The organism is Exiguobacterium sp. SH1S21 (assembly GCF_004337175.1).
Classification (GTDB): domain Bacteria; phylum Bacillota; class Bacilli; order Exiguobacteriales; family Exiguobacteriaceae; genus Exiguobacterium; species Exiguobacterium aurantiacum_A.
Window position 1 is genome coordinate 37,098 of sequence record NZ_SJUY01000008.1, and the last position, 14,440, is coordinate 51,537.

Genomic DNA, 14,440 nt, shown 5'->3' on the forward strand with positions numbered 1-14,440 from the left:
TTCTGCCTCACTTTTCATTAACGCTTCTGCTAAGGAGCTATGATACAATAATGAGCGTGAAAGGGGCAGATACTTATGCAAAATATCGTACGCACGGCTCAACTCGTTGAGCGCTTCAAGCTTCAAGTCATTTCCGGGGAAGAAGGGCTTCACCGTCCTGTCGCCACACCGGACCTCAGTCGACCAGGACTCGTCCTCGCCGGCTACTATACACACTATGCGAAGAACCGTCTCCAAGTGCTCGGCAAGACGGAGCTCACGTTTTACGCGAGCCTGTCTGAAGAAAGCCGGCGCGAGCGTGCCAAAATTCTTTGCACGGAGTCGACACCGGGTATTCTCATCACGCGCGGCTTCGACATCCCGAAAGAAATCGAGGAAGAGGCCGAGTCAGCGAACGTTCCGCTCATGCGCACGAATGCGGTGACGACGTCGATCGAGTCACAGATCACAAACTTCCTTGAGATGGAACTCGCACCGATGACGGCGATGCACGGCGTCCTCGTCGACATTTACGGCGTCGGCGTCCTCATTAAAGGACAGAGCGGCGTCGGTAAATCTGAGACCGCGCTCGAGCTCGTCAAACGGGGCCACCGTCTCGTCGCCGACGACTCGGTCGAGATCCGGCAGACGGGCGACCAGCTGCTCGTCGGGTCGGCACCAAAACTGATTCGCCACTTGCTCGAGATTCGCGGGATCGGCATCATCGATGTGATGACGTTGTTCGGAGCGGGCGCCGTCCGTTCGCACAAAAAGATCAGCTTGATCATTAACCTCGAGAACTGGGACGCCGGCAAAGTGTATGACCGCGTCGGGCTCGACCATAACACGATGAAAATCATCGACAGTGAAGTACCGCTACTCACGATTCCGGTCCGTCCGGGACGTAACTTGGCCGTCATCGTCGAAGTCGCGGCGATGAACTATCGCTTACAAAACATGGGTATCAACACGGCGGAAGAGTTCGCCGAACGACTCGCCAACGCGATCCACGATAACGAAGGGGACATGGAATGATGGTGGAGCCGACGTTTGACCGCGTAGCGTTTGAGATCGGGTCGCTCCCGATCTATTGGTACGGCATGATCATCGCGTTCGGAGCGATGCTAGGCCTCGTCCTCGCCTTGTTCGAAGCGAAGCGACTCAATTATGATTCGGAGCGCATCGTCGACGTCATCATCTGGGCGATCCCGATCAGTATCGTCTTCGCCCGGATTTACTATGTCGTGTTCCAATGGGATTATTACAGCCAAAACCTCGGGCAGATCATCGATATCCGCCAAGGTGGAATCGCGATTCACGGGGCCATCTTCGGCGCCTTGCTCGTCGTCATCATCTACTCGATGCGTAAATCGATGTCGTTCTGGAAAGTGACCGACATCCTCGCGCCATCGCTCTTACTCGGTCAAGCGATCGGCCGGTGGGGCAACTTCATGAACCAAGAGGCGCACGGGTCTGAGACGACGAGCCGGTTTTTGAAAGAGACGTTATTGTTACCGGATTGGATCGTCAACCAGATGTATATCGACGGGGCGTACTACTTGCCGACGTTCTTGTTCGAGAGTGTCTGGAACATCCTCGGCGTCATCTTGCTCGTCGTTTGGCGCATGGTCGGCAATCCGCCGCGTGGCTATATCTTCTTGTCGTACCTCGTCTGGTACTCGATCGGTCGCTTCTACATCGAGGGACTCCGTACGGACAGCCTCATGGCCGGTGATCTACGGACGGCACAGCTCGTCTCGATCGCGATGATCGTGTTCGGGATCGTGATGATGGTATTGCGCCGGAAAGCGAAGCGGTACGATGACCCTTCTGAGAAAGGACTGTTTGATTGATGGATACGATTTTATTTGATTTAGATGGTACGTTGCTCGATACGAACCCGCTCATCCTTGCGAGTTTTCGGCATACGCTCGGATATTACTTCCCGAACGAGACGTATCGGGACGAAGATATCTTCCCGTTCATCGGACCGACGCTCGAGAAGTCGTTCAAAGCGCTCAATGAACCGGAATGGAGAGAGATGCAGGCGTTCTATCGTAGCTTTAACATCGCCATGCACGACGCGCTCGTCGCCGAATATCCTGGCGTGATCGAAGGACTGCATCGTCTGCACACCAAAGGCTATAAGATGGGCATCGTCACATCGAAAGGCCGGCCGGTCGTCGAACACGGACTTCGCTTGTTCAACATCGACCACTTGTTTGGCGTCGTCGTCACGGCTGACGACGTCGAAAACGAGAAACCGCACGCCGAGCCGGTCGAGCAGGCGCTGCGCGCGCTCGGTTCGACTCCGGAGCGGGCCGTCATGGTCGGGGACAACGATACGGACATCTTCAGCGGCAAAAACGCCGGCACGAAGACGGTCGCCGTCGGTTGGGCCTTGAAGGGTCGGGCGTTCTTAGAGACGCTCGAGCCTGACGTCATCATCGACTCGATGGAGCACTTCGAGACGTGGCTCGACGAGGTCACGGTCCATGCGTAAGACGGAACGGTATCATCTGGACGGGCCCAATCCGCTCTGGCAGATGTATCGGACGATCCGCTTCTTGCGCGTCTTTAAAAATACGACGGTCGTCCTCGTCGGTCGTTACTTCCCGTCCGTCAAGGCGAAGCGTTGGCTGTACCGGAACTTCCTCGGGATGAAGATCGGGGAGTATAGCGCCCTCGCCCTCATGGTGACGCCTGACGTCATGTTCCCGGAGCGGATCACGATCGGACGCAACACGGTCATCGGCTTCAACACGACGATCCTTTGTCACGAATACCTCGTCGACGAGTATCGGATCGGTGACGTCCGGATCGGTGACGACGTCTTGATCGGGGCAAACGTGACGATCTTACCGGGCATCACGATTGGGGACAAGGCGGTCATCGGAGCCGGCGCCGTCGTGCATCGCGATGTCTTGCCTGGTGAACGCGTCGTCGGCGCCAAACTACAAACCATCGACACGAAATAGACACAATTTAGTGCGAAATCATTTCCAGCTGTTCGATTGGTCTTCGTGTGAAAAATACTTGAGCGGTATCACTTTATTTGAAGGTGATGCCGTTTTTTTGTGTGGTGTCGCGAGGTGAGCCGTCATGTATATTTTTGTCGAAAAACAATTGTCAGACCTAGTAAAATATATTCATTATAGAAGGAATATAGTCCCGATTTTTTTAAACTTTTTCGGTTGCCCTCATGGATTGAGTGCGGTATTCTTAATCCTGCAACTAAAAAAAGATACTAGAGACGATGTGGAGGATTTAGAATATGGAAGCGAACTATGAAGCACTAATGACGCTACCCGAACCAGAATCTCCGCTTGCTGCGGAGCTCCACTACTATAGAGGTCGTCGAGCGTTACGAGAAGGTCGCCTAGATGAAGCGACTTTTTTCATGGCTGAAGCAACTGCTGCGGCAGCCCATCGCGTCGATTACCACAAACAGTACGCTGAACTGTTATTCGAAGTAGGGGAGGTCTACCACGCCAACGATGTGTGGAAACGGGTATTAGAACTCGACCAAACGGCGACCGAGGCACTTTATCACCTCGCGAGCAACTGCGCCTATATCTCACAGTATGAAGAAGCGGCCACGTATGCGAGCCGCTATCTTGAACAGGAAGCGCACGGTCGTTACGCGGAATCGGTCCAATCCCTTCTCGAACTGATCGAGCTTGAACAAGAGCTTGAGGACGAAGAAGAGGACGAGTTGATCACGTGGCACACCGAGGCGCAGCAACACATCGACAAAGGTCGGCTCTTCGCCGCCAAGTCGACGCTCGAGCGCTTGATCGATCAATATCCGACGTTTTGGCCGGCGTTCAACAATTTGGCCATCGTCCACTTTTACCTCGGCAACGACGAATCGGCGTTCGAGACGCTCGAGTACGTCCTCGACCAAAATCCGGGCAACTTGCATGCGATCTTGAACACGATTCTTCTATTACATGAGGCCGGACAGTCGGAAGCGGCGCTGCAACTGTCGGTCCCGCTCACACGCGTCCGTCCGATCCAATTTGAATTGCGCTACAAGCTCGCTACGACGCTAGCTCTCGTCGGCCAGTACGACCATGCCTACGAAGAACTGCGTCTATTGAAAGAACGCGGCTTCCGTGGCGACTCACTGTTCGGGCATTGGCTCAGCGTATCCGCCTACAAGACAGGACGTTCTGAAGAAGCGGCTACCTATTTGAACAGTGACGAGTTGAAACAGTTTGAAGAGAAAAATCCGTTCGACATTCGCGACAACCTCGAGTTCCGCTCGGCGCTCGTCCAAGGTCTGCGCCAAGAGGAAGACACGGCCCGCATCGAGATCATTCGGATCATCTCAAAGCTCGCCGATGACGAAGCGTTCGAGGCGCTCGCCTTGACGAACGGATTGACCGACAACGAGACGGTGATCTCGTTCGCCGAAAAGTGTCGCGCTGAAATTTGCGGTTCTCCGTTCACGGGCGACGCCCGGATCGAACGAGGATACGCCGCGCTCGTTCTCGCCGAAACAGAAGTGACGGAAGCAGAGCAGATGAGCCTCGACGGCGATTTCTATGAGCGCTTCTCGCGACTGCTGCTAGCGGGAGAAACGTTCGAAGACGTCACGACATCGGCCGCGGCGCTCGTCTGGATGTTTTACGCGAAACGCGAATCACTCCTGCTCGAGGAATGCGCTGATACGTTCGGCATCTCGGTCGACACGCTCACCGGGACGATCAAAGCGTTCAAGCAGACACTCGAGCAAGCATAAAGATAGACGATACCTCCCTAGGTTTCTTATACTGAAGTCAATCAATTTCATGCAGAGGTGGAATCACTATGACAGAAGAAAAAATCTATGACGTCATTATCATCGGGGCCGGCCCAGCCGGAATGACGGCGGCACTTTACGCGTCGCGTGCCAATTTGTCGACACTTATGATTGAACGAGGCATCCCAGGTGGACAGATGGCGAACACGGAAGATATCGAAAACTATCCAGGTTACGACAGCATTCTCGGTCCTGACCTATCTCAAAAAATGTTTGACCATTCGAAAGCGTTCGGTGCGGAGTACGCGTATGGCGATGTCCAAAGCATCTCGGACGAAACCGAATATAAAGTCGTCCACGCCCATAACCGTGACTACAAGGCACGCGCCATCATCCTCGCGTCAGGGGCGCAGTATAAAAAAATCGGCGTACCGGGCGAAGAAGAGCTCGGCGGCCGCGGTGTATCCTACTGTGCGGTCTGTGACGGTGCGTTCTTCAAAGGGAAAAACTTGTTCGTCATCGGCGGCGGCGACTCTGCTGTCGAAGAAGGCGTGTTCTTGACGCGCTTCGCGGACAAAGTGACGATCGTCCACCGTCGCGATGAGCTACGGGCTCAGAAGATCCTGCAAAAACGTGCGTTCGACAACCCGAAAGTCGACTTCATCTGGAACCACACGTTGAAAGAAATCGTGGAAGCAGACGGTAAAGTCGGCGGCGCCCGTCTCGTCAGCACGATCGACGGCACGGAGTCGGAGCATGAGATCGATGGCGTGTTCATCTACATCGGGATGAACCCGATCACTGGATTCGTCAAAGACCTCGGCATTTTGAACGAACAAGGCTATATCGTCACGAACGAAGCGATGGAGACGACGATCCCTGGGATCTTCGCAGCCGGAGACGTTCGCGACAAGACGCTCCGTCAAGTCGTCACAGCGACGAACGACGGGTCGATCGCCGCTCAAAACGCGCAACATTTCATCGAGGGTCTCCTCGAGAAATTACAAGAACAAAACGCGTGACCAAGGCAGAAGGGATTGCGGGCAACCGCAATCCCTTCTCTTTTTTTCGGGCGTTCGTTATACTGAGGATAGAAGAGAGCTGAACACACGGCTCGGTTGTCAAATTTAAGGGGGCGTCAGCGACATGGAAGACTTTAAAGGATTAGAAGAATTGATCATCATCAGCGGGATGAGTGGGGCTGGTAAATCGGTCGCAATGAATAGTTTTGAGGACCTCGGCTATTTTTGCGTCGATAACTTGCCGCCGGTTTTGTTGCCGCAGCTGATCGATGTCATCAGTTCGGTCCGTCCGAAGATCGCGGTCGCGATCGACACGCGCACGCCGGACTTCATCGATAGCTTGTTCATCGTCATCGATGATCTCGAACAAAAGAACGTGCACCCGCATCTGCTCTACCTCGACACACGGGACGAAGTGCTCGTCCGTCGTTATAAAGAGACGCGCCGGTCGCATCCTCTCGCCCCGGAAGACGCACCGCTCGTCGGCATCAAAATGGAGCGCTCGCTGCTCGAAGGGTTCCGTGACCGGGCCCACACGCTCTACGATACGAGCGACTTGAAGCCACAAATGCTCAAAGACCGGATCTTGCTCCAGTTCAACGAAGAGCGGATCCCGTTCACCGTCAACTTCATGTCGTTCGGCTTTAAGCACGGCGTGCCGCTCGACATCGACTTGTTGTTCGACGTCCGCTTCATCACGAACCCGTTCTACATCCCGGAGCTCAGGCCGCTCACTGGGCAGACGGAAGAAGTTCAAAATTACGTCATGTCGCATCCTGAGGCGCGAGCGTTTTATAAAAAAGTGATCGATATGCTCGAGTTCCTGTTGCCGCAATATAAGCGGGAAGGGAAAACGCAAGTTGTCGTCGCTTTCGGTTGTACGGGCGGGAAGCACCGTTCGATCACGTTCGCTGAAAAAGTATCGGCCCATTTCGCCGAGCGCTACAACGTCAAGACCGTCCATCGCGACCTCGTCCACGCGACGAAGGAGAAGTAAGATGAGACGCGAGAGAAAAGTTGTCGCAATCGGTGGCGGGACGGGTCTATCGACGCTCGTCCGTGGTCTCAAGCATTATCCGCTTGCAATCACGGCGATTGTCACGGTCGGGGATGACGGCGGCAGCTCGGGACGGCTCCGCGACGAGTTCCATATGCTACCGCCCGGAGATATCCGTAACGTCATCTTGGCGTTATCTGAAGTCGAGCCGCTCATGGACCGCATCTTACAGTATCGGTTCGACAGCGGTTACGGGCTCGAGGGGCATTCGCTCGGCAACTTGATGTTGACGGCGGCGACACATATTTGTGAAGGATCGTTCGTCAAGGCGATCGACGTACTGTCGCAACTTTTGAACGCCCAAGGGAAGGTCTTGCCGGTCACGGAGACGCTCATGACGCTCGCCGCTGAATTTGAGGACGGGACGATCGTCAAAGGCGAATCAAAGATCCCGCTCGTCGGAAAAGCGATCAAGCGCATGTTCTTGCTTGAAGAAGGCATCAAAGCAGCACCGGGTGTCGTCGAAGCGATTGAACAGGCGGATGTGATTGTCCTAGGTCCGGGAAGCCTGTATACGAGCATCATTCCGAACTTGTTGATCCCGGAAGTGCGCGACGCCATCGTCCGTGCCGGCGTCCCGATCGTCTATATTTGTAACGTCATGACGCAACCAGGTGAGACGCAAGGCTACGACGCGATGCGGCATTTGAAGTCGGTCGAGGCGTACCTCGGGAAGTCGACGGTCGATACGATCGTCGTCAACAACGAACCGATTGAAGATATTTATTTAGAGCGCTACCTCGAAGACGGATCGGAAGAAGTCCGGTTCGATCGGAAGAAGCTCCGCAACTATGGCACGAACGTGCTCGCCGGGGACATCGTCGACTATAACCGGGACTATATCCGTCACGATTCGGACGCGATTGCCGGGCTCGTCATGCAACGCGTGCTGCGGATCAAGAAACCACGCTCGTACCAGGAGCTTGAACTGAAATAGCAGGAATGGAAAGGAGGGGACCGAGATGAGCTTTGCCTCAGAGGTGAAAAAAGAACTGACGCAACTCGACGTCACCGATGCCGAGGCGAAAGCGGAATTGTCCGCGCTCGTCCGCATGAACGGTGTCATCTCGCTCGCTTTAGGACGGGGGATGACGCTTGACGTCTCGACCGAGAACGCCGCGATCGCGCGCCGCATCTACTCCCTCATGAAACGTCTGTACGACCATCACTTGGATCTGTTCGTCCGGAAGAAAATGCGGTTGAAGAAGAACAACGTCTACATCGTCCGTGTCTCGCAACGTGCCGAGACGATGCTCCGTGACTTAGAGATCCTCGGGGAGAACTATGAGATGATCCGGACACTCAACTCGGATATGACGCGCAACCAGAACCTGGCCCGCGCTTACTTGCGTGGTGCGTTCCTCGCCGGGGGATCGATCAACCATCCGAAGACGTCGTCGTATCATCTAGAGGTGTACAGTCTGTATGAGAACCATAACCAGGCGCTCCGTGACCTCGCCAACCGCTTCGGCTTGAACGCAAAGACGCTCGAGCGGAAAAAAGGACATATCCTCTACATCAAAGAGAGCGAGAAGATCTCCGACTTCCTTAAACTGATCGGGGCGACGCGCGGTATGCTCGATTTTGAGGACGCCCGCATCATCAAAGACATGCGCAACTCGGTCAATCGGCTCGTCAACTGTGAGACGGCGAACTTGAACAAGACGGTCGGGGCGGCGCTCCGGCAAGTCGAGAATATCAAGTATCTCGAACGGACGGTCGGGCTTGAAGTTTTACCGGTCAAGCTCCGTGAGATCGCCGAGCTTCGGGTCACCCATCAAGACGTGTCGCTCCAAGAACTCGGGGAGATGCTCGAGACGGGACCGATCTCGAAGTCGGGCATCAACCACCGGCTTCGCAAAATCGACCAGATTGCAGAGAAAGTTCGCAGCGGCGAAGAAATCGGGTCATCCTGACACCGGTTGCGCCAAAAGCATTCTTCCTATATAATTAGCAATTGTGTATAGGAATTTGAAATGTAAACTAAAGGAGCTTCAACATTATGTCGAATGCAAAGAAAAGACTCTCGCTCACGATTGACGCTGAGCTAGACCGGGTCATCACGGACCGGGCCAAAGAAATCGGGATTCCGAAAAGTGCGCTCGTGACATTCGCGACAAGCCTCTTCCTCAACCAGTTACGTGCTGAAGAGATGTTGTCGGGCGATACGAACGCGATTTACCAAGTTATCCGTAAAGACTATGAACTGCTCACGAGCGTTGATAATTTAAGCAAATGAGAAAAGGGCTGACCGCGGTCAGCCTTTTTTGGTTGCATCTGTGACAAAAATTTGGAATAGTGGAGTTACTGAATCGAAATGGAGGTCGAACGTATGGGGCAAATTATGCTCATCCTATTGTTACAACTACTTTACGTTCCGGTGCTGACGCTACGGACGATCATGCTCGTCAAAGGGAAAACGGTGATTGCGGGATTGTTTGGGACGCTCGAGACGCTCATCTATATCTTCGCGCTCGGCATCGTCTTCCAAGATTTGACGACGCTCGGGATGATTGTGTATGCGGTCGGGTTCGGTCTCGGTATTCTTCTCGGAGGCTTCGTCGAGCGGAAACTTGCGATCGGCTACAACATGATCCAAGTCCACACGCAAGAGTTTCCGGCCGAGCTCATCCAAAAGATGCGCGACAGCGGTTACGGTGTGACACATTACCAAGGACAAGGCCGGGACGGGGTCCGGTATCGCCTTGACGTCTTGGCGGCACGGACGCGGATGAAGGATTTGCGCCAAATGGTCGAAGAGTATGAGCCGAAGGCGTTCCTCGTCGCGTTCGACCCGGTCGACTTCAAAGGTGGATATATGTTGAAAGGGCTACGACGCCCGAAATGAACGGAAGGCTCACGAAAGTGGGTCTTTTTTTGTGGAGTGGGGAATAGACAGGGAAAGGAGATGAGTGCGTTGAAGCGAAAAGGGCGATGGGTGTTGGTGATCGGGTTACTGGTAGTCGGGGGAGGATTGCTCGCGATGTCTTTTTGGAAAACAGAATCGTCGCTACGCCCGCCACTGCCGACGGTCCGGGTCGGTTCAGTGACCGCCGAAGTGAGACAGTCGACGTTTTGTTGGTCCGATCAGGGACAAGGGGTATGTGAAGACCACGGGTTACCGGGAGCGGACGACCTGCAGCTCGTCCCGGTCAAACCGGGTGATGCGATCGACGTGACGTTCCACGCCGAGCCGTCGAACTTTTCATTCAATCAGATTGTCGACGGGGAACTCGTCCCGTCCGAGCAAGTCGTTCCCGATGAACCCGGCGTCTATTTGTTCGAGACGGGCGGGGACTGGGCACAAGGCGACAGCCGTTACGTGTTCGGCGTCGAGGTGGAGGAATAAAAGAGTTGACCTGTCCGTTACGGACGGCTTTAACATAAACGAGAAGGGGGAACGCCAATGATTCAAATCGGAAAAGTTGTCCATCTAACGGGGTTGTCAATTAAAGCGATAAAGTGGTATGAAGCGAAAGGGCTCGTCCAGCCGACTCGTTTAGACAATCAGTATCGGTTATACGGAATAGAAGAAATAAGACGCTTGAACGAAATCAAGTTATTGCGGCAAATAGGCATTTCGCTCGAACAGATTCAGACCGCAGGAAGTGTGAGCGAGTTACTTGAAGGCAGGCTTGATGAAGTCCAACGTGAAATCGAGGCGTTGCGACAAATCGAGCAACAAATCGAATGGATGCAAACAGGAGGGAATCAAATGAATGTTCGCTATGAGACATGGGAGCAACCTAAAGTTGTGAACGGGTACGTATCCGAACTCACAGCAATCTCGGTCGTATGGGAAAAACTAAATCCAGAGCTGACGACAAACGAGTCGTACGGTGTCTGTTTGCCGAAAGAAGAAGCTTATCTGGCAGGCATGACCGAACCCGTACATGGGAAGGGTGCCCGACAAGTCGAATTGTCGGCAGGACGTTACCTGGTCGCAACGGTCGAAGGGGGGATCCCGGCCATTCCATCGACGTACGATCAACTTTTGGCTTTGCCGGATGTGACGTTGCGTGATGCAGTCGATTTTGAGCGCTATATCCATGGGCAAGAAGGGGCCGATGATTTGATTGAGATTTGGTTACCGATCCAATAAAAAAAGCACCTTTCCCGAAGCTGGGAAAGGTGCTTTTGGTTTAACGTGTCATGACTTTATCGATGAGACCGTAGTTGCTCGCCTCTTCAGCTGACATGAAGTAGTCGCGCTCTGTGTCGCGCTCGATGACTTCAAGCGGCTGTCCTGTGTTGTCGGACATGATTTGGTTCAACTTCTCACGCATCTTGATGATTCGTTCAGCGTGGATTTTAATGTCCGACGCTTGACCTTGTGTTCCGCCGAGCGGTTGGTGGATCATGATCTCCGCGTTTGGAAGCGCGAAGCGTTTACCTTTTTCACCGGCTTGGAGCAAGAAGGCACCCATCGATGCGGCCATTCCGATACAGATTGTCGATACGTTCGGCTTGATGAAGTTCATCGTGTCGTAGATCGCCATTCCGGAAGTGATCGAGCCACCCGGGCTGTTGATGTAGAGTGAGATGTCCTTATCTGGGTCCTCAGCTGCAAGGAAAAGAAGCTGGGCGACGATCGAGTTGGCGACGTTGTCGTCGATCGCGCTTCCGAGAAGAATGATCCGGTCTTTAAGCAAGCGTGAGTAAATGTCATACGCGCGTTCCCCGCGACCTGTTTGTTCGATAACTGTTGGAATTAACATTGAATTTGCCTCCTTGTATGTATCGTGTAAACCTATCATAACCGTTATAGTCAATGTTGGTCAAACGATAGTCTTTGTTTCTCACATATTCCACCGTTCGACCAATTATAAACGACAAAAGAGGCCAGGCATCTGCCTGACCTCTTGATTTGATACACCCGGAGAGATTTGAACTCCCGACACCTGGCACCGGAAACCAGTGCTCTATCCCCTGAGCTACGGGTGCATGTTCTCTGACACGATTTATTATACAATTGTTTTTTTGAAAAAGCAATCCTGTTGTTATGTCTTTTTTTTGCAAGCGCGTTCGGCGACCATTCGTTACAATTAGAAGTGAGAGGGGTGTGACCGATGCAACGGCAAGAACAGCAACAACTGCAGAAGCTTCAGCTGACACAAGACATGGTCCGGCGTCTGCCGGTTCTTGAGGCGGACCGGGTCGCGCTCGAGTGGCAGCTCTCCCGGTTGGCTAAACGAAACGCGCACATCACAACGGGCGGTACGGTCGAATGGATTGCGGACGCGGCGGGCGGTTTTGAAGCACGGCTATTTGAACAGATTGACGAAGGAAGCGGGACCGAGGCCCAAAAACAGCTTCAAAAACAACTCGTCATGGCGCTCGACCATCGCGGGCTACTGCCGGAGACCGATGCCGTCCTCGCGAAGCGATTCGGTGTCGAGATGGCGGACGTCGATCTGGCCCGGCGCGCACTGTTATTTTTAGAGCCGACCGGGATCGGTGCGATTTCAGAACATGACTGCCAATACCGTCACGCAATCGAGCATGACGATCCACACGTGCTCGACGTATTCGAGGCGCTTGACGCAAAGGTCGAGCATATAGCGGACAAGCTCGGGATGACGACCGACGAATACGAGCGAATCAGCCGAATCGTCGCCACACTCCCGAGGACACCAATATTATATGAAGAAACCGAGCATATTCTGCCCGAACTCGAGGTCGTCGTTCAAGACGGGGAACTCATCACGACGTGGTTCAGCCCGATGATCGCCTTAGACGTCGGTTCGGACCGGGAGGCGAAGTGGTGGCAAGAGACGCTCGCGATGCGCGCAGAGACGCTCCGCTCCGTGTGGGCCGTCATCGAGCGACGCCAGGCAGACTGGCTCCATGGGCAGCTCGTCCTGCATCCGCTCACACGAAAAGAAGTCGCCATCGAGATCGGCAAGCATGAGTCCACGGTCGGCCGCGCGATTCAAGGCAAGTACGCCAAGACCGCGGGCGGCGTGATGGAGTGGCGTCACTTCTTCGTCCGCGCCACGTACCACGGCCAAGCCCCGTTCATGATTAAACGGGCGCTCGCCGAGCTGATCCAACAAGAGACGGCGCCTTTGAGCGACCAGGCGCTCACCGAGGAGCTGGCCCAGATTGGCTACACCGTGACGCGGCGGACGGTCGCGAATTATCGCGAGGCGCTAGGTTTTGGCAATTCGCGGGAGCGGGAAAGACAGTTATGGAAAGGGGAGACGTGACATGGTACTGACGTTATATCGCCGGGAGAACTGCTCGCTTTGTGAGGAGGCGCTCGTCATGCTCGAATGGCTACAGGAAGATTATCCGTTCGAGCTCGAGCAAATCGACATCACGGGTGACGCGTTGCTTGAAGAAAAATATTTATTTGAGATTCCCGTCGTTGTACATGAAGGAACCCTTATCAGTCAAGGGCGATACGATGATGAGAAAGTTGAAGAATTTGTTAAGTATACGCTTACATCGAAAAAAAACGTTTGAAGGGGTTGCCAGACGGTAAGGTGATTGGTAAGATGAACTCGTAGCGGTGGGACGTAAAAATAAAAGCGGGACAAATTTTGTCCACACTTTAAGTCGAGGGGGAATGAGCATGATCCAGCAACTGATTCAAGTTCAGAAGCAAATCGTCCCTGACCTGCTCGACACGCTCCGACATCGTTATGACATCTTACATTATGTCCGGCTCATGCAGCCAATCGGCCGCCGGACGTTGGCCACAAGCCTCGGGCTGACGGAACGAATCTTAAGACGAGAAGTCGACTTTTTGAAAGACCAAGGTCTTCTCACAGTCGCGACCCAAGGGATCTCACTTACAGAATCGGGCCGAAACGTTCTCAGAGACTTGCACGAGGTCATGGGAGAAATCCTAGGGATTTCACAAGTCGCACGAGTCCTCGAGCAAAAACTAGGCGTTCGCCAAGTCGTCATCGTACCGGGAGATTCGGACGAGACGTTCTGGGTCCAGCGAGATATCGGTCGGGCCGCCGTCACGCAACTAAAAGCGCGACTGGCACCTGACGACAATATCATCGCGGTCACAGGCGGGACGACGATGGCATCGGTTGCGGCAATGATGTCGCCCGATAAAAAAGAACGACCGATGCATTTCGTGCCGGCACGCGGCGGACTCGGCGAAACGCTCGAGTTACAGGCGAACACCGTCTGTTCTCGGATGGCGGACCGGGCCCACGCCGACTATCATTTACTCCACATTCCGGATGAGGTTTCACAAAAGACGTTTGAACGGATGGTGGAGGAACCAAGCATAAAAAATGTGCTGGAAATGATTAGAGCGGCTCGAATAGTGGTACATGGAATTGGTGAGGCCGAAACGATGGCAAAACGTCGTCACGCCACACCGGAGCATTTGCGGATGATCGAACGGCACGAAGCCGTCGCCGAAGCGTTCGGATATTATTTCAACGCAGAAGGCGAAATCGTTCATCGGGTCAAGACGGTCGGCATCCAATTAGAGGAGCTCGACGACATGGACACCGTCATCGCCGTCGCCGGAGGAAAGTCGAAGGCACAAGCGATTGCCGCATATGCGAAACATAGGCCGAACATCATCCTCGTCACAGACGAAGGTGCGGCCACAGAATTATTAAATCGTTATTAAAGAGTTGACCCCCGTTGGCTCTTCTAATA

At 53.9% G+C, this 14,440-nt stretch carries 17 protein-coding genes and 1 tRNA gene; 16 read left to right on the forward strand and 2 right to left on the reverse strand.

All coding sequences use genetic code 11. The features are described 5' to 3' along the window. Window positions 1-75: 75 nt before the first annotated feature. The 13 genes from hprK (at window position 76) to EVJ24_RS11410 (ending at window position 10,907) form a co-directional block, all read left to right on the forward strand. The gene (gene hprK / locus EVJ24_RS11350; RefSeq protein WP_071397970.1) at window positions 76-1,014 is read left to right on the forward strand and encodes an HPr(Ser) kinase/phosphatase; all 939 of its coding nucleotides are present in this window, start codon (window positions 76-78) and stop codon (window positions 1,012-1,014) included. Then, window positions 1,011-1,832, forward strand: a complete 822-nt coding sequence (lgt, locus tag EVJ24_RS11355; protein WP_131441391.1) for a prolipoprotein diacylglyceryl transferase — start codon at window positions 1,011-1,013, stop codon at window positions 1,830-1,832. Before hprK ends, lgt begins: the two co-directional genes overlap by 4 nt. Further along, complete coding sequence (ppaX, locus tag EVJ24_RS11360) at window positions 1,832-2,482, forward strand: pyrophosphatase PpaX (RefSeq protein WP_131441392.1); 651 nt, start codon at window positions 1,832-1,834, stop codon at window positions 2,480-2,482. The genes lgt and ppaX overlap by 1 nt, the downstream gene beginning before the upstream one ends. After that, window positions 2,475-2,957, forward strand: coding sequence for an acyltransferase (locus EVJ24_RS11365; RefSeq protein WP_131441393.1), 483 nt, complete (start codon window positions 2,475-2,477; stop codon window positions 2,955-2,957). Before ppaX ends, EVJ24_RS11365 begins: the two co-directional genes overlap by 8 nt. Before the next feature lie 296 nt (window positions 2,958-3,253). After that, the gene (locus tag EVJ24_RS11370; RefSeq protein WP_236637642.1) at window positions 3,254-4,726 is read left to right on the forward strand and encodes a tetratricopeptide repeat protein; all 1,473 of its coding nucleotides are present in this window, start codon (window positions 3,254-3,256) and stop codon (window positions 4,724-4,726) included. A gap of 68 nt (window positions 4,727-4,794) precedes the next feature. Then, on the forward strand, window positions 4,795-5,748 hold the full coding sequence (trxB, locus tag EVJ24_RS11375; RefSeq protein ID WP_070328693.1) for a thioredoxin-disulfide reductase: 954 nt from the start codon (window positions 4,795-4,797) through the stop codon (window positions 5,746-5,748). A gap of 124 nt (window positions 5,749-5,872) precedes the next feature. Further along, the gene (rapZ, locus tag EVJ24_RS11380) at window positions 5,873-6,745 is read left to right on the forward strand and encodes an RNase adapter RapZ (RefSeq protein ID WP_071397966.1); all 873 of its coding nucleotides are present in this window, start codon (window positions 5,873-5,875) and stop codon (window positions 6,743-6,745) included. Window position 6,746: 1 nt separating this feature from the next. Then, window positions 6,747-7,742, forward strand: a complete 996-nt coding sequence (locus EVJ24_RS11385) for a gluconeogenesis factor YvcK family protein (protein WP_071397965.1) — start codon at window positions 6,747-6,749, stop codon at window positions 7,740-7,742. 25 nt (window positions 7,743-7,767) lie between these two features. After that, a complete protein-coding gene (gene whiA, locus EVJ24_RS11390; RefSeq protein ID WP_131441394.1) occupies window positions 7,768-8,721 on the forward strand; it encodes a DNA-binding protein WhiA in 954 nt (317 codons plus the stop codon). Between the two features lie 86 nt (window positions 8,722-8,807). Beyond that, complete coding sequence (locus EVJ24_RS11395; RefSeq protein WP_016508644.1) at window positions 8,808-9,044, forward strand: hypothetical protein; 237 nt, start codon at window positions 8,808-8,810, stop codon at window positions 9,042-9,044. Window positions 9,045-9,137: 93 nt separating this feature from the next. Then, complete coding sequence (locus EVJ24_RS11400; protein WP_131441395.1) at window positions 9,138-9,653, forward strand: DUF2179 domain-containing protein; 516 nt, start codon at window positions 9,138-9,140, stop codon at window positions 9,651-9,653. A gap of 135 nt (window positions 9,654-9,788) precedes the next feature. Then, window positions 9,789-10,154: a hypothetical protein gene (locus EVJ24_RS11405; RefSeq protein ID WP_236637643.1), complete on the forward strand. Its 366-nt coding sequence runs from the start codon at window positions 9,789-9,791 to the stop codon at window positions 10,152-10,154. 57 nt (window positions 10,155-10,211) lie between these two features. Continuing rightward, complete coding sequence (locus EVJ24_RS11410) at window positions 10,212-10,907, forward strand: MerR family transcriptional regulator (protein ID WP_131441397.1); 696 nt, start codon at window positions 10,212-10,214, stop codon at window positions 10,905-10,907. A 40-nt stretch (window positions 10,908-10,947) separates the two neighbouring features. On the opposite strand, the gene clpP is transcribed toward EVJ24_RS11410, so the two are convergent. Next, window positions 10,948-11,562: an ATP-dependent Clp endopeptidase proteolytic subunit ClpP gene (gene clpP, locus EVJ24_RS11415; RefSeq protein ID WP_269089713.1), complete on the reverse strand. Its 615-nt coding sequence runs from the start codon at window positions 11,560-11,562 to the stop codon at window positions 10,948-10,950. Window positions 11,563-11,676: 114 nt separating this feature from the next. Further along, window positions 11,677-11,749 (reverse strand) — tRNA-Arg (locus EVJ24_RS11420). Between the two features lie 125 nt (window positions 11,750-11,874). Here EVJ24_RS11420 and EVJ24_RS11425 point away from each other — a divergent pair. The 3 genes from EVJ24_RS11425 (at window position 11,875) to EVJ24_RS11435 (ending at window position 14,411) form a co-directional block, all read left to right on the forward strand. Further along, a complete protein-coding gene (locus EVJ24_RS11425; protein ID WP_131441398.1) occupies window positions 11,875-13,014 on the forward strand; it encodes an RNA polymerase factor sigma-54 in 1,140 nt (379 codons plus the stop codon). Window position 13,015: 1 nt separating this feature from the next. Next, window positions 13,016-13,273 (forward strand): glutaredoxin family protein, encoded by a 258-nt coding sequence (locus EVJ24_RS11430; protein WP_070328700.1) that lies wholly within the window; start codon window positions 13,016-13,018, stop codon window positions 13,271-13,273. A 112-nt stretch (window positions 13,274-13,385) separates the two neighbouring features. Beyond that, complete coding sequence (locus EVJ24_RS11435) at window positions 13,386-14,411, forward strand: sugar-binding transcriptional regulator (RefSeq protein WP_199749306.1); 1,026 nt, start codon at window positions 13,386-13,388, stop codon at window positions 14,409-14,411. Window positions 14,412-14,440 lie beyond the last annotated feature (29 nt).